Source organism: Pandoraea commovens, from assembly GCF_902459615.1.
GTDB lineage: Bacteria > Pseudomonadota > Gammaproteobacteria > Burkholderiales > Burkholderiaceae > Pandoraea > Pandoraea commovens.
Map to the genome: position 1 here is coordinate 537,898 of NZ_CABPSA010000002.1, position 15,725 is coordinate 553,622.

The following is a 15,725-nucleotide window of genomic DNA, read 5'->3' on the forward strand; positions in this document are numbered from 1 at the left end:
CGCGTGCTGTTCCCCGGTGTGTTGCCAACGCGAGCGAAAGCGGAGGTGAGCCACCGGTTGGCCCGCGTGAGACTGAGCGACGCCGCTCGCCGTATTGTTGCCGCCTATGGCCGCGCTCAGACGGCCTTCGAGCGAAGTCAGGCGCAGGCGATGAGCGCAGATGTGGCGGTGGCCGAAGCACAGATCGTGCTCGATGTTTTATCGCCGCGCGATCCGCAGTACGCCCGTGCAAGCCAAAAGCGTCAGACCGCGCTTGCACAGGCGACGGCAGCGGCTGCACAGGCAGACCGCTGTTATCGATGGGTGCGCGAGAGCGGTATCGAATCATGGGTTCGGTACCTCGCGCGATTGCCGGATTTTTCGCAGATAAGCGAGATGCGGCAGGACAGCGAACCTGTCGGGAGGCGTAGCCGCAGCGATTTCCGTTCGTTTCGGACACGCCCCGCATCGGGAGGTCGGCGCACCGCGGGCCCCCGACTCGCATTTATTCCAGCCGCCCGGCTGGCAGACAGAAGATCGACCCGTTTTCGGGGATCGGAAGGAGGTAATTCGATGACACAAGCGGCAATGCAAGCAGAGATGGACGAAGGGCGCGTCACGAGCGCGATCTGGGACGCTGTCGTCGCCGGCGCAAGCCTCAAGGACATCCACGGCATTCCAAGCGAGACCATGGACGGCCTGTATGCGCACGCCTACGACTTCTACAGCAACGGTCAGTTGGCGCAGGCCGAAGCCTTCTTCCGCTTCCTCTGCATCTACGACTTCTACAACCCCGAGTACATCGTCGGACTAGCGGCGGTGTGTCAGCTCAAGGAGGAATACCAGAAGGCGGTCGATCTGTACGCGATGGCGTTCGCCGTCGGCAAGAACGATTACCGTCCCGTGTTCTACGCAGGTCAGTGTCAGATGATGATGCGCAACACGCCGCTTGCACGCGAATGCTTCGGGCTGGTGTGCGAGAGCAGTAGCGATGCCGATCTGCGCACGAAGGCCAAAGCGTATCTCGACGCCATCGGCGCGGACGACATCAAAGACAAGGCGCCCGGCGCCAAGGAGGCGGCATGAGCACGATCACCGCCGCTTTACCCACATTCGTGTCCCCTACGGACGGTTCGAGCGATATCGACGGGACTGTGGGAGGCAAAGGCCTCGACGGTACACAAACGTCGATACCGGACATCCGGGAGGGCATGCAAACCGTCATCCGGCAGATCATTGAGAACATGACATCGACGCAGACGTCGACGGGTGGAATGCCGAAGACGCAAGCCGATGCTCCCGCGCTCAAACCGCCGTTGGGCGATGCACGCGCGAGCCTGACGTATCTGCTGGGTCGCCTGACCGAGTTGTTCAGCGATTCGTCACTGTCCGATATTCAGAATCGTCTCAAGCAGTCGCAACTGGAAGCGGCATCGCGTCAAGCCCTGGCCGAGCAGAGTCAGGCCGAGTTCGATCAGGCGGTGGCCGCCGCGACGCACGCGCTGGACGCGCTCGACCAGGCCGCCCAGCACCTTGCCGACGCCGAGCAAGCGCTGGCAAATGCGCAGGACACGCTCGCCAGCGCGAAGGCCGCACTCGACGGCGCAACCCCGGGCACGCCCGAATACGACGCGGCCACGCAGGCATACGAGGCGGCGAAGTCGAGCTACGACGCCGCGAAAAGCAAGCACGACGATGCGAAGCGCGAAGTAACGCAAGCCTTCGATGCCGCCAAGGAGGCGACGAGGAAGGCGGACGACATTCTCGGCAAGTTCCTCGGAAATCAATTGCCGGGGACGCTGGACAAGGCGTCCATCGAAAAGAACGGCGAGAACATGGACGAGCTGATCCTTCTGATGGCGAAACTCGCAAAGTTGCTCGGCGACAGCGCGAACGATGCCATTCAGGAAGACATGAAGTTCTTCGAGGCGATTCGCAAGGCGCGGCAGGCCGACCTCGTCAGGCAGAACGAGGAGTACGAAGCCAAAGTCAAGCAGGCCCAGAAGCTGAGCAACATATTCGGCATTTTCGGCAAGATTCTGGGGGCCGTGCTCGCAGTGGTCGGTGTTGTCGGTGCGGTATTCACCGGCGGCCTGAGCACCACGATGACGGTGGTCGGTGTCGCGCTGCTGGCCGATTCGGTCATGGGCGCCGCGACTGGGTTCTCACTTGTCGGTGAGGCAATCAAGCCGTTGATGACCCACGTCATTCAGCCGCTGGCCTCGGAGATCGGCAAGTTCGTCGGGTCGATGCTCCAGGAGCTGGGCGTGGGGAAGGACACCGCTGAGATGATCGGCAACGTGGTGGGCGTGGTGGCCGCCGCAGCGGTCGCAATCGCTTTCATCGCCGTCTCGGTTGTGGCGGGCGGTGCGGCGGCGGCGACGAATTTCGGCAAGATGCTCGGCACCCTCGTGAGCGACTTCGTGAAGAAAATGGTGCCTGACATGCTGCGCGAGGCAGGCAAGGCTGGCGCAAAGATGGTCGCTCAGGGCATGTCTTCGGCGGCTTCGCGACTGGGTGTCAAGGAAGGCAACGAACAAATGCTCGCCAACACGCTCAGGAGCGTGGTGACGTTCGGGGAACTTGCCCTGGGCGGCACGCAGGCCGCTGGCAATGCAGCCACTGGAACGTATCAGAAGCAAGCCACCGATGTCATGGCCGACATGATGGTCGCGCAGGACACGCTGGACAAGATTACGGACTCGGTGAAGCAGTCGGCGGACCGCTTCGGCGCCGCACAGACTGTTGTGTCCGCGATCATCTCTCAGATGTCCGACGCGGCCAAAGTCCAACAGGAAGCACGGAAGTTTGTGCTCAACAACGTACGTGCTTGAGTGAAAGGAGAAGTTCATGAGCCTCCCGATTCAGGATGTAACGTATCAACCGTTTGTGCCGATGCTGGACGCATTGGACCAGCCCCGGTCGCCGTCGTCGGTGCTGAGTCCCTCGCTCTTGTTCACGCCGAATTTGAATGACGAGGACGCACGGCGGCCATCGCTCGCGAATCCGCCACCGGACGCCAATCGCCTCGACGCCGTCGACTGGTTGCGTCAACAGGACGACAAAAAGCGTATCGGCGTCGACACCCCGGCGAAAGACGGCAACAAGGACATCGGCAGCAAGGGGCTCGTCTCCGACGCTGCACTGATCCTGTCGCTTGTCTATGCGTTCTACGTGCGCGCTTATGAAAACTCGGTCAAGCTGCGCAACAAGATGGCGGAGGTGAATGTCAACTCGGTGATCGCCGCATCCGACGCTACCCGACGTCAGGGCGATGCGGCGTTGTGGGGCGGTATTTCCTCCGGCGCTGTGCAACTGGCGTTCACGGGCATGGGCGCGTTCCAGAGCTTGAAAGGCCTCTCCGGAGAGCGCACGGCGATGAAGACACCGACGTCGACCCCGGATGTGACGCCGCCACCACCGCCTCCGGCCTCGCCCGACGTGCCGCCCGCTGCCAATGCGTCGACGGCTGCCGCAGGGCAGTCTCCGGCCAGCCGTCGTAGCAGCGTGGACGCCAACGTGTTGGACGATGCGCCCGCGCCCCCGCGCCCGGATGCGGGAGACGGGGTTGACGTCCCGAATACCCCACCGCCCGTGACGAACACCGACGCCGACGTTGCGTCCGGATCCGATCCGCTCAATCAGGAGGCGTTGGTCGATAACGGGCGACGGGCACAGACCTCAGGGCAGGCGCTGATGATGTTGGGGGGACCGCTTGCAGGCGTGACGAACGGCGCCAGCCGCTACAGCGAATTGATTGCCGCGCAGGAGCAGAAGGTCAATGACAGTGGCGCGCAACTGTCCAAGGACGGTGTGAACACCATGCAAGAACAGTCGAACCGGGACAACTCGACGCTGACGGAAATGCTCCGCGCATTCGACAGCGTTTCGCAAGCGTCCATCGGTTCGGTCTCGACCATCGCGAACAATCTGCGCGCATAACGGCGACGCTTCAAAGGACGACCGAATGACCAGTATCACCACCGACCGTTTTTATCCTGTCGCGACGCTCCGACCTGAAGACGTCGTGCCGCCGGAAAAACCGGAAAACCCATTGAACGTGGTTCCCGGCACAATGCTGTTCGATGCACCGTCTCCCGACAATGCGCTGATCGACAGCGTGGTCAAAGGCACTCACCGCTTCTGGGAGGCGTTTCAATTCGCAGGGCAAGACATGGGCGACGACGCCTGGGACGACGCACGCATGGCAGGGCACGATCTTGTCGCACGGGCACAGGGCCTCGCGGACAGCGACATACCTATGCCGCAGGACCTGCGCGACCGGCTTCGCGGGATCGCACCGCAAAGCGCGGTCGATAGCAAACCGGATGCCCCTGGCATTCGCTCCCTTGGCAACGAACCGCCTCCCTCGGCGAACTCGTTGGGGAACGAAGGCATCGGCGCGGACAACGATGACGATCCGGCGAACTGGAGCGACGCCGAGTTTTGGGACAAGCTTGCTAAGCTGATCGGCGAGTTGAAGAGCAACTTTCTCGACACCTTCCAGGACGCCGCGAAGAAGTATCTCGAATTCAGTCAGGCACTGACGGACATCATGTCCAAATTGTCGTCGTGGATCACGTCCAAGAACGACGGCAAGGAGGTGGAGCTCGACGTCGGGAAACTGAAGGAGGCGCTAGACAAGTTACTCGAGAAATACAAACTGCCGAGCAAGGATGCGGTGCTGTGGCCGCCTCAGAAAAAAGACGGTGACGGCAAAAATGACGAGATCGAAGGCGGCAGCAAGGAAGATGCTGAGAAGTGGGCAAAGGATCTCGGTCTGCCGGACAGCAGTGTGGTCGAGCAGCCACCGGGCAGCGGCAAGTACGTGGTAGTGATCGATACCGGTCCGATCCAGACCATGATCGATACGTTGCCCAAGGCGGATGACAACGGCAAAGCGACGATCACCACGCAGCAACTCGAAATCTGGCGCAACGGCTTCACCGGGCAGGAGAATCAGGTGAAGACGACGTTGCAGTCGCTGTCGCAGCGCTACACCACGGCGAACGCCAATAACGAGAATCTGGTGAAGGTGCTGAGCGGCGCGATCGCAGCCATGAGCGAATCGGCGAAGGGCTTCTACCGGTAATGACGACAGCGGGTGGGCGTTGTCGCCCGCGTCCCCGTTTCATCTCCAACCCCGCCCGTTCCGGCGGGGTTTTTCATGGACGCCCGAGTCGGCTGTCGTCAGGCAGAGAACAACGTCTCCAGACGTGGGTCATGACGATACAGGCGTTGCCACGGATACCAGTCGGTGCGCATGCGTCGCCATGCGTCGCGCGCCGCACCGATGCCCTCTGTGTGAAGGATCAACGGCAGCAGTCCCGCGCGGACCTGGCGCGAGTCGATTTCCGAGAGTAGTTGTCGAGCGGCCCGCTTCGCAGGCTCCGCGCCACGTGCGAGTTCCACGTAATGACGGTTCACCCGCAACAGGCCCGCGTCGTCGCCGGTCTCGCGCACAGACCGCACCAGCGCTTCGGCCTCGGCGTGGCGGGATTGGTAAGAGAGCATGATGGCCATGGCGCTGGTGAGCACCGGGTGATGCTGGCCAAGGCGTTGCAGACTTTCGCGCGCCACGACGATGGCCTCGTCCGTACGGCGGTCGAAGAACATCGACCAGATCTTGAGAATCGTCGCCGCGATCATGCTCGGGTCGTGCTCCAGCGCAATATCGAGCGCCATCTCCGCTGCCTTGGCTTCTCCTTTCAGGATGCAGTGCCACGCGTGGTGATAGCGCACGTAGGGGTTCGACGGCGCAGACCACAGCGCCCGGTCGAAAAGAATGTTCGCCACGCTCGATTCGAACTTCATGCTGTGCAGCAACGCAAGCAGACTCACGGCGTGGGGGTCGCGAGGTGCGAGCGCGAGTGCGGCTTCGACGGCTGCGCGTGCGCCTTGCAAGGCCGCTTTCTGATCGAACAGTCCGAGATGCGCGAGCGCGAGGTAGCACTCGGCCTGCCCGCAGTACGGGGCCGTTCGCGACGCACCTTCGCCCACGCACTGATGAAACAGCTGCAACGACTTCCGCAGGCTCGAAGGCGTGTGTCGTTGAAGATTGAAGCGTGCGTGCAGGAACGTGGTGGCGCAGTCGAGCGAATCGAACGATTGCGACAGATTTACCGACGCGCAAAGCCCCGGTACATGCTTGGTCACGATATCGGTGATGCGGGTCTCGAGCGGCAGCGTGTCGTCCGTGTCGCTCAGTTCGAAGTCTTCGCTGCACAGCAATTGATGACATTCGGAGCTCACCAGCTCAATGCGTAATCTGTCGCTTTCGATGGCGTGACCGATAACGTAGTAATCGGGAGAGAAGCGTTCGACGAAGCGCGCAATGTCGTGGCATTCGAGCACCGAGCGCGTAATGGAGGCGGGCAGGACACTCAGACCATACGCTGTGAATTCAAAGAATCGCGTGACGAGCCGGTCGTGCAGCATCAGCGTCTGCGCTACGTTCGGCAGACGGAACGGCATGATCGCAAGCGTGCATAACGCGGCCGCGCGTGTGGCCGCCGACACAATGGCGACAGAGCGGCGAATCCGGTATCCGGTGCCGTACACCGTCTCCACGATGCGGTCGGACTTCTTTTCGCGAAGCACGCGTCGAATGGCGTAGATGCAGCGCGTGAGCGATTCCTCGCTCACATCCTGATGAGGCCAGACGAGCGATAGCAGCCGGTCTTTGCTGACGTTTTCGCCGGCGGCGTCGAGCAACGTGCGTAGTACCGCCACCTCCTTGGGGGGCAGGCCGATCTGGCGGTCCCCCTGCTTGAGCACGCCATTCGCGTCCAACGAGAAATCGTCGAACAAATAGACTTTTCCATTCTGCGGCGAACTGATCTGGTTCACTTGCCGATTCTCCTGCCAGCGAACCCCACTCGACGCGAGCGAAGACGACTGCAGATCCGATCGGCCGCAAACCGGAAGTGTGCGAGACCTCTGCGCTCGGAATCATCGCCGCGGGGGGCACCGGCGAAATCATGTTCCTCAAAGCGTGGAGACTATGCGAGGAACCACCGATTCTGGGGGACTCGGCGCAGCAATTTGGGCAGATTCCCGACGAATTTGGGCCGGAAGCGCATTCCGATCTCGTCGGCATGGGCGAAAGATGAAATGCACTCACGGGAGAAGACCGGGATCATGCCCAGAAGCAAGACATGTTCCCGAAAGTCCCCAACCTATAAGAATTCATGGAAGCAGACCGTGAGTCCGGCACGTCGATTTCGGCATCAGCGCTGCGCCGGCTGGCAGCTACCCGTCAGCCGGATCGGTCTCTACCCGTGGTGCAGGGCGAAGTGGCCTTAGCACGAATCTGCGCAGCGATGCACGAGCGTTGGCGGGTCGATGTGACGATGCGTCACGAAACGATCTTCTTCGAGGCACGCGATCTGGACACGTGTTCGATTCGGCAGTCCGCCGGCATGCTCATCGAGCGATGCATGCGCGCCGTCGACGACGAAGGCGCAGTCCGCGCTTTGACGATGAATCTCATGCTTTGCCGACGAGGCTTTCTCTTTGGCACGCGTGGACCGCTGCTGGTACTGCATCGATATGTCGCGCCGTGGGAGACCTTCGAGACGTGCATGGACGCGATACACGATTTTCTGTACGTCTCGGACCGCGTCAAACGTGTGGTGATGCCGTTATGACACATGCCATTTCCACGCTGCTGCGCAGCGCGCTGCCGCAGACGTTCGGCACGTTCCTGCAAGCGCGCTCGGCGGTGGGTGTCGAGCCGTTCTGGCTGCTCGAATACGCGCATGGTCATCTGACGTTCATGGTGTCGTTCGCAGGAGGGCGTCTGCCGGACGTGCGATTCGGCGGACGTACGGCGCAGTGCGAATCCTGGCTGTATGGTCCTTCACTGTTCGAGTCGCGTCGCATGCTGCTGATGTATGGCAGCGCGGTGCGGGGCACCCGTGCAGATATCGTGGCTTGCATCGACATGATCTTGTCAGAGGTGCTTATGCGGTGACGCCGGCGCAAACGCCTGCTTGCAGCAGTGCAAGAAGGCACCGGTATTTGAGAGGGGACACAACTTTATGGCATATATGGTGCAGTCGACGCCGGGCGTACACAATGCGGTCGCAACGCCAGCGTCAGATCAGGTCGACATTTCGCAAAACGAATTCGACACGTGTATCGGGAACGACGATCGCCTCTTCCAGGCGAGCAACGACAGCGACGACGTGCCCGCCACGCGGGTGCAACGCGAGGCCTGGATATCGCCGCTATCGCGTGCCGACACCCGCGTGGCGATCTCCGCGCTCTGGAACGTCTATCAGGACTGCCGGACCACCTTGGGGCAGCCCGATAAGGGGCGCGCCCACGACAGGCTCAAAGCGCAAGTGCGAGACTTCTTGCGCGGGCCGTCAGACGCACAGTTGTCGGCGAAAGAGATGCGGGCGTGCTCGGAACTCTTTCGGTCGTTGAACCGTGCCCTCGAGTGCCACATCACCAAGAAGACCTGGGGGCAAAAACTTGTTCCCGCAGCATTGCGCGCCAGTCGCTCCCTGAAATGGCACTTCGATGTCGCCGTCGGTGGGTACGCCAAACGGCGTCTGAACGACGGGCTGAAAGACCGGCTGGGTACGATGAAGCCGGGTGCGTCGCAGTCTTTTAGGATGCGCGTCGGCGTCGGCGCCAACGTGGTGCCGGGCGTAGGCGCGGGTGTCACTTACGCAAGCGATTCGACCTTGTCGGTCACGCCTACAGAGTGGGTGGTCGATTCACGTACTGACACGGTCACGCTCTCGGCCGACGCGGACGTGCTGTCGTTTGTCGAGGCAGAGCTGGGGCTGTCGGTCGCGGCGTCGCGCTCGGAAATTTACGCATCGTTGGTCGACTACATCACCAGCACGAGCCACAAATTCACGACGTGGATCAAGCATAGTCCGATCACGCTGATCGCCAAGATTCGCGACTTATTCACGATCTCTTCGTCCTACGAGTCCGATCGCGCACGTGCGGATTTCAGTAGCGATTGTCTGGAGGAAGATCTGATCGCGCTGTGCGGCAGGAGCCTCGACATTGCTCGCTACGGTTTGGCCGCACAGCCCCTCGAGCGTCAAGATACTTACATGGGGGAGGTGCACGCCGGTGTGTCCGCCAATATCGGCATTTCGGCGAATCTCTCGGCGGCCGGTCGGAAGTTTGTGACGATCAAGCATGCGCGTCAGGACATTCTCGCGCTGGCCGACTCGAAGCCGGATGTCGCGCGCCGACTGTTGTCCGGGTCGACCCTTGTCTGTACGCCCGAGAAGTTGCTGGAGGTGATGCGGGCACACCTGAAACAGTCGAGCAGAGAGATCACGTCCGAGTTCATGACGGGGCGAACAGGGAGCGGCATTAAGGACATGGAGGCGCGCGCGCAATATGTGCTCGAACAGTTTGCATTGCTCAAACTCAGCGGCGATCTGGCACCGGAGGTGGAAGCGATCTTCATGGAGCTGTTCAAAGAGTGCGAGCGCATCTTGCGTCCCCACTCGCTGGCCGTCTACGAACTGAGCAGTCGACAAAGCAAGTGGCAAGCCGAGCTGAATGTGGGCGTCGGTCTGGGCGCGCTATTGCCGGACGGCATTCACGGAAATATCACGTACGAGAAAGTGACGGAGGACGAAGACCCTTATTACTGCGGCAGCTTTCTCACGATCGACCTCGCTGGCACTGTCGACGTCGCAAATTCCGTTGCACAGGCGCTCGACGCGGTAGGCGTGCGCTCGGGTAGCGTATGGGGCGTGGCTGAAATCGGCAATGCACTGAGCAACGTGGGCATCGATGCAGACGCAGGCGTGACGACGACGATGCGTTTCAAGCTCAAAGAGGACGGCGTCGCGCTGATGTATTCCGTTCGCGGCGTCAAATCGTCGTGCGGCGTAGGCGGGAAGACACCGACGCCGGTGTCCGTGACGGCGGGCGTGGCGTGGGCCAGTCATTCGGCGGACGTGCTGACCATCGGTAGCCATTGTCTCGACATGCTCGCGCCGATGATGCGCCAGCGCCTGACAAGTGCGATGGATGGCGGTGGCGCCTGGTGGCAGGACTTCTCGACGCGTCATAAGGACGAGCTCGACGAGATGTATTTCCAGATGGCGACCCCTGTGCCGGGAACGACACTCGAAGCCGATCTTCAGCGCATCGTGCAGGAGGTGCCCGCCACACGGCAATTGCTGGATGCACTGCGCGAGGCCGCCGGAGATCTCGCGCAAGCGCCGACCCCAAACCACAGGGCAAAGACAAGTGCCGCGATGGCCGAGTTCATGCTCGCCTACGTGAAAGGTGGCTACGGCGAGAAGGTATCGCGAAAGTGGCACCTTTCGGTGGGCGGCAAGCGGTTGCCGGACCTCGAAAGCGAGGCCGACAGGGCCGTGAGCGGGAACCGTGGAAATGGCGGCAATGGCGGCAATGGCGACACCTCGGCGCTCGCTGCGTGAAAGCGATAGGTGAGACCCCGCAGTAAGGAAGGAGCAGGGCGTGGTGGACACCGCGCCCTGCGACGACGTCAACGGTTCGTGTTGTGCGCTACTACCGGCGACGGGTTGGATGGTTTGGGCGGAACCAGATTGGGGGGCGGAACCCCGATGGAGGGCCGTGCTGGCGGTCGTGACGAAGGCGACGATGGAGTCGATGGCGTCACCGCATCGTGAGTGTTGCGTCGCACGGAACCTTGGGTGAACGTATTCGTTTTCGCTACCGCATTCGCTGCCGCATTCGCGCCAAGCGGTGAAGGTGCCACTGCGATGGGCAAGGTCGGCGCACCGGCCTGATTCTGCGCATTGCGCGCGCGAAACGCAGCAAGTTTGGCTTGTGCGGCATCGATCAGGCGGTCATCGTTGGCGGGGCCTTCGAATCTGAAGGGACGGGTGGATCGTAACGAATGCAGTGTTCCCAGCGCAGATCCGCTAAAGCCGCTTCGAACCGAGAGACGCTCGACAGACTGCACTGCCCGGCCGTTCAACGCCCTAAGCAACCGGGATGCCTTCACGCCCGAGAATACAGCACGTATCTGCGTGGCGAATCGGTTCCACGCCGAGGGCATGCGTTTGGGGGAGAGCTCCCGATTCAGAATGAAATTGCATGCCCGCACGCTCTGCTGCGGATGAAGGTGATAGTCGAACCCTCCGAATTGGACGACAACACCGCATTTGTCTATGCCGATCTTCGCGTCCGTTGGCATGGCGCTCAGTTGCATACGTAAATCATTGGTGTCTCTCGACAGTGGAACGGCCATGATTAGCTCCTGTGAATGATGGGATCAGTGGGCCGCAGGCAGCGCTTGTGCGACATCCAGCAGTTCGCCGAATGCGTCGGCCAGCGTGGCGCGGTCCTGTCCGTTGAGCGGCATCTTCATCCAGCAATTGAGCGTGCCGTTGTCATTGAGCGAAAACACCGGCTGTCGGAAGTCCGCGCGCAGATGATTGGCCTGCAGGGCGGCTGCCAGGGCGTCGGTCGTCGGCGTTTCGTTGATCTCGGCAAGCATGAACCAGGACACCTGATCGATCGCGCCGAAGTGCAGCGACATGCGGTCTTCGACATCGAGACTCACGACTTCCTGATCCGGGGCCGGGTCGAATGCGAAAAAGCCGATGTGCTGCAGCAACTCACCGACAACGTTGTGAAAGGAATGCAGGTCTTGCATCGGGGAACGTCCTTGAGAGAGGGGATGAAAGGGAGTCGCTGCCGGGCGCGGTGTCGGCGTCGCCGACATCGCTGACATTGCTGCGGTCGGTTGTCGACGTGACTTGCGCAGGTCTCGTCGCGCCGCGCCGATGGCGAGTGCGCGCGAGGCGCGTCAGCTCCTGATGCTGGCGGAAGGTCGGATCGAACTTCGTCGACCCGATGCGGATGTCGCGCAACACGGTGTCCAGCGAGGGATTGCCCTGGTCTAGCAGCACGGTCGCGGCGAGCCAAACGCCGAGGCGCGCCGTGCGGTGCGTCGATTGCACGATGGGCAGGTGTTTTGGCGCGACCAGCGTCTGCGTCCGATAGAAATCCTGACGTCGCAGGTGTTGTGCGGGCGTCGTCGCCTTGAGCCGTTCGGCGGCCTGATACAGATGTGACAGGGCTTCGGCGCCCACGATGGCGTCACCGTCGTCGGTCCATGCCTGCAGTGCTGGAAACGTGACGACGTCGCGGCCTTGCGTGATTGAGACGACGCAGGTGCGCAAATGTGTGCCCTGCTGTCCGCAGTCGCTTTGCGTCAACAAATAGCTGCTGTAGCCGATCTCGCCGAAACGGCGGCTCATTGGCGCGAGCAGCGGATAGGCGGCGTTGCGGGCGAGCAGTTCGTCGTCTGAGGCGAGCGTGATCAGGAGGGCGGGCGGCGCAGTCAGCCAGCGCCGCAGATAGCGCTCGATGTCGGGCGCACGGGGCGGCTCGCGCCGTACGGCCAGCGTACGCTTCGCGTGCTTGAGCATCTGCGAATCGCGGGGCGATTTCTCGTCCGTCGGCTGACGCGTCAGCGTTAGCGCCTCGGCCGACGGCACGCGAGCCGAACGCCGGGATGCCACGGTCGCGGTGCGTCCGGGGGAGGGGGGCACGGTGGCCTGGGGCGACATGGCAGGTCTCCTGTTGCGATCGCGTCGCGTGAAGGGGGCAGGAAGGAACGGCGCTTCGTATCGTTCCTCGGGGTGTTGCGAAGACATTGCGTGACGTGACGACGCCGACGCAGCAGATCGACGAATCGACGAATCGGCAAATCAGCGATGTCTGAGCAACGGTCTTCGCAGGTCGTCGGCAAACGCGCCAATGACGTCGAGCTGGTGGTGGGTGCCGATCAGGTGCGGAGAAGCCGTGAGCCGGATATCGGTGACGATTTCCTCTACGCTGAGATGCTCGTGAACGTCGCGCGACATGGCGAGCGCCGCGACCAGTACCCCGGCGATGCCCTCGGGTTCGTCGAAAACGATCACGGGGTATCCGTTGGGGATGCCGCCGATGGACTTGCCGCTCGCGTCGTCCGGCGGCGACACATGTCGCATGGCGTTTTCGACGAACTGCAACGTTTGCGTCACGTACAACCGGTCGGACGGCACATCCGGCGCATGTCGGTAGGGCGCGTGCAGTACCGAGAACGTGACCTCGCTCGCGCTGGTGCGAAGCGTCGTGGAGTACACGCTGAAGTCGGTGACGAAGGTCGCGGCCGTGCTGGTGGTGATGTGGCGTCGGCTCACGCGAATGGCACCTTCGTGGCGCTCGGCGCCGTGCGGCTCGCATTGCGGAGTGACGTGCACGACGACCGATGGGCGCAACTTCATCATCAACCACAAGAAGGCTTCGAGCGCGCCCGGCTGCGGCGTCTGGCAGACGACCGCCAGGGGGAGATGGTTCACGCGAATGACATTGGCCGGGAGCAACGCGCCGTCGAAACTCCGCAACGCCGTTTGACGCGCAACCCAAAGCGTGCGGTGGTGACGGGTCGACAATTCGCGATGATAGTGATCGCGATAGGACGCGTTACTCTGCGTGACCAGCTTGTAGTGGCCAACCACATGCTGGGCTGATCCCATGCGGTGTTTGAGCTCGGACAGCGCGTCCTGCGGCCGGTCGTTGCCGAGGAGATCGACGCCACAGGTATCCGGGTTGCCGCGCCAGTCGAGCTGCCGCTTGATACCTTGCAGCAGCCGAGCTCTCACGGCGGCTGTGGCGTTGCGCAGCAGCCAGACGATGACGAACGGCTGATCGAGCCGCATGGCGCGCACGCCGGGGCGCACGGCGTCCGGTCCGCCTGTGCGTGCGTCCGATGACGCATGCGTGCGCCACTGGGCGGACGCGTCGGCATCTGCCAGCGCGGCGAGCGCCATGTCGCGCGCGCGACGCCACAGATGCGGATGTCGGTAAGCGCTCCATCCCACGAGCAGAACCAGCTGACCGTCGCGATTCACGCCGACGGTCGTACGGGCGGGATCGACAGCGTGTCGACAGATCAGACGATGAAGCTGCTCGGCTTCGTCACTGGTCATGGTGGCGGCGTTGATCTGGGTATGGATCGATGCCATGCGTTGAAATGCCTCCCGATTCCAGAACGTTCGAAAGACAATGGTCGTGCCCGCTGCGCTAAGCCGCTTGCAGGTTTGGCTCATCGTATACGCCGATGTATGGCAGCTCGGGCCGCTCGGCAACGGCGTGCGCATCGCGGCGAGGACGCATGGCGAAGGGCCGTGCAGACTACGAACCGCTGTTCACGAGCATCGTTCGGATCAATGCGTCCTTGGCTACGCCACCCAGATGCAAGTCGTCGAGGAATGCCGGGAAGTCGCCGGTACTGCGGGCGCTTGTCTGCGCGTCGTCGGATGACGCCGATGTGCGCGTTTGCGGTGGTGTGCCGGGTAAGAACTCGAACGAGTGCGACGACACCGTAGACGGTGAGGGGCTGGACGGCAGCGGATGATGCACGAAGGGCGGGTCGATCTTGCGCGGTGGCCGCGTCGGTGCGTTCGCGGGCACTGTAGGGCGAGGCTTCGGAACGGGGCTGCGGTCGAACGTCGCTTCCGTTGTCTGCTCAGGACCGGTCCGATGGTTCGCGACGTTGTTATCGACGGTCGGTGGCAACCATTTCAGTTCCTGCAACCCCATCGGCGGTTGCGTTGTAATCCGCACGCACGCCTGCGATTGCGGCGAACGTCTCGACAAGATCTTGCCCATCATGCCCGTGAGAAGCGATTCGTAGCAGACGGGTTTGTCGGACGCACCGACGAACTTTCGCAAGGCATTGGTCAGGTTCATCCGCCTGATCAGCGTATCGGTGGACTGCTTGCCCAGTCGGAGGTCTTTGAACTTGAGCTCAGAGCGCAACGACGCGCTTGCGTGCGTCGACAGGTCGTTCGCTTTGATCAACTTGTCCGCCCGGTAACACTGCTGGAGGTGTAGCAGGTACGTCCTGCCCTTGAAGACAACGAGCTGACCTTTGTCGTTGATGCCGATGCGCCCATTCTCGATGGTCGCGCCGTTGCCCGGCTCCCCCAACCTGTCGAGCGTGGGGCGCGAATTGTATGCGACCGATTGCAGCGAGATACTGGTCATAGCCTGATTTATCCTCTCGATAGGGCTTTAGTCGGGGTGACGCTGTGAGACGGGCATCGGGGCGCCGTATGCCATCCGTGCACGACTGACGTTCCTCTGCAGGGCTGACTGGTTGCTCTTGGGCGGGAGCGCTGGCTTTGCATCGCATTCGGTCGACGCTTCCGGGCGGGCGTCGCTCAGCGGATTGGCCGCTACGGCGGAGGTATCGTTGCCAGCAGGTTCGCGGTACTTAGCCCAGATCTTCTCCGCCTCCGCCATGACCGTGGGAAAGAGCTCTTCGTGCTTGGCCGGAACCGTCCACGTCGCGGGCTCAATCGATGAAACGGCTGCCGAGCGCGTCGTCAGCAAGACCTGCGTCGCAGATCCGGTACTGGTCTGGCGGTCCATGACATTGGACCGGTTCAGCCTGACGATCAGTTGGCTCACCGGCCGCTTATCCAGCCGGACGCTGTTGAGCTTGAGCGAGGACACCAGCGAAGAGACGGGGGACTTCTTTTCGGTGATCAGTTCCTGCGCTTTCAGAAGCTGTTTCGCGCGGTGACATTGCCGGAGATGCAGGACAAACTCCATGCCTCTGAAGACAGTGATCTGCCCGTCCTTGCGAATGCCGATTCGTCCTTTCGCCACACCTTCGTTTGCCTGGGCGTTCAGCATGTCGAGGATGGCGCGCGAATTCTGCGCAACGGTTTGTAGCGAGATGTCCATGCCCATCGCGAAGTGCTCCT

Annotated in this window: 14 protein-coding genes; 7 read left to right on the plus strand and 7 right to left on the minus strand. The window is 62.1% G+C overall.

Annotation, left to right across the window (positions count from 1 at the left end):
* Positions 1-552: 552 nt before the first annotated feature.
* From sicA to PCO31010_RS08610, 4 genes are read left to right on the plus strand one after another with little or no spacing between them, the layout of a single operon-like run.
* Entirely contained in the window at positions 553-1,065 is a 513-nt protein-coding gene (sicA, locus tag PCO31010_RS08595; protein WP_150663882.1) for a type III secretion system translocator chaperone SicA, read from the plus strand.
* Positions 1,062-2,813: a type III secretion system translocon subunit SseC family protein gene (sctE, locus tag PCO31010_RS08600; RefSeq protein WP_150663883.1), complete on the plus strand. Its 1,752-nt coding sequence runs from the start codon at positions 1,062-1,064 to the stop codon at positions 2,811-2,813. The genes sicA and sctE overlap by 4 nt, the downstream gene beginning before the upstream one ends.
* 16 nt (positions 2,814-2,829) lie before the next feature.
* On the plus strand, positions 2,830-3,921 hold the full coding sequence (locus tag PCO31010_RS08605) for an IpaC/SipC family type III secretion system effector (protein WP_150663884.1): 1,092 nt from the start codon (positions 2,830-2,832) through the stop codon (positions 3,919-3,921).
* Positions 3,922-3,946: 25 nt separating this feature from the next.
* Positions 3,947-5,071 carry an IpaD/SipD/SspD family type III secretion system needle tip protein gene (locus tag PCO31010_RS08610; protein ID WP_150663885.1) on the plus strand — a complete coding sequence of 375 codons (1,125 nt, stop codon included), beginning with the start codon at positions 3,947-3,949 and terminating at the stop codon, positions 5,069-5,071.
* Positions 5,072-5,169: 98 nt separating this feature from the next.
* Here the strand turns inward: PCO31010_RS08610 and PCO31010_RS08615 are convergent, their stop codons facing one another.
* Positions 5,170-6,828, minus strand: a complete 1,659-nt coding sequence (locus PCO31010_RS08615) for a winged helix-turn-helix domain-containing protein (RefSeq protein ID WP_174984522.1) — start codon at positions 6,826-6,828, stop codon at positions 5,170-5,172.
* Between the two features lie 341 nt (positions 6,829-7,169).
* Between PCO31010_RS08615 and PCO31010_RS08620 the strand changes: the two genes are divergently transcribed.
* The 3 genes from PCO31010_RS08620 (at position 7,170) to PCO31010_RS08630 (ending at position 10,412) form a co-directional block, all read left to right on the plus strand.
* Complete coding sequence (locus PCO31010_RS08620) at positions 7,170-7,628, plus strand: hypothetical protein (RefSeq protein WP_150663887.1); 459 nt, start codon at positions 7,170-7,172, stop codon at positions 7,626-7,628.
* A complete protein-coding gene (locus PCO31010_RS08625) occupies positions 7,625-7,954 on the plus strand; it encodes a hypothetical protein (protein WP_150663888.1) in 330 nt (109 codons plus the stop codon). The genes PCO31010_RS08620 and PCO31010_RS08625 overlap by 4 nt, the downstream gene beginning before the upstream one ends.
* A gap of 67 nt (positions 7,955-8,021) precedes the next feature.
* Positions 8,022-10,412, plus strand: coding sequence for a hypothetical protein (locus tag PCO31010_RS08630; RefSeq protein ID WP_150663889.1), 2,391 nt, complete (start codon positions 8,022-8,024; stop codon positions 10,410-10,412).
* Between the two features lie 68 nt (positions 10,413-10,480).
* Here the strand turns inward: PCO31010_RS08630 and PCO31010_RS08635 are convergent, their stop codons facing one another.
* The 6 genes from PCO31010_RS08635 to PCO31010_RS08660 form a co-directional block, all read right to left on the minus strand.
* Positions 10,481-11,209 carry a hypothetical protein gene (locus PCO31010_RS08635; RefSeq protein ID WP_150663890.1) on the minus strand — a complete coding sequence of 243 codons (729 nt, stop codon included), beginning with the start codon at positions 11,207-11,209 and terminating at the stop codon, positions 10,481-10,483.
* A gap of 24 nt (positions 11,210-11,233) precedes the next feature.
* Positions 11,234-11,617, minus strand: a complete 384-nt coding sequence (locus PCO31010_RS08640) for a CesT family type III secretion system chaperone (protein WP_174984525.1) — start codon at positions 11,615-11,617, stop codon at positions 11,234-11,236.
* Positions 11,580-12,536, minus strand: a complete 957-nt coding sequence (locus PCO31010_RS08645; protein ID WP_150663892.1) for a hypothetical protein — start codon at positions 12,534-12,536, stop codon at positions 11,580-11,582. The genes PCO31010_RS08640 and PCO31010_RS08645 overlap by 38 nt, the downstream gene beginning before the upstream one ends.
* 141 nt (positions 12,537-12,677) lie before the next feature.
* On the minus strand, positions 12,678-13,976 hold the full coding sequence (locus PCO31010_RS08650) for a protein-tyrosine phosphatase family protein (RefSeq protein ID WP_150663893.1): 1,299 nt from the start codon (positions 13,974-13,976) through the stop codon (positions 12,678-12,680).
* 169 nt (positions 13,977-14,145) lie between these two features.
* Positions 14,146-15,000: a hypothetical protein gene (locus PCO31010_RS08655; protein ID WP_150663894.1), complete on the minus strand. Its 855-nt coding sequence runs from the start codon at positions 14,998-15,000 to the stop codon at positions 14,146-14,148.
* A gap of 27 nt (positions 15,001-15,027) precedes the next feature.
* Complete coding sequence (locus tag PCO31010_RS08660) at positions 15,028-15,711, minus strand: hypothetical protein (RefSeq protein ID WP_150663895.1); 684 nt, start codon at positions 15,709-15,711, stop codon at positions 15,028-15,030.
* Between the last annotated feature and the right edge of the window lie 14 nt (positions 15,712-15,725).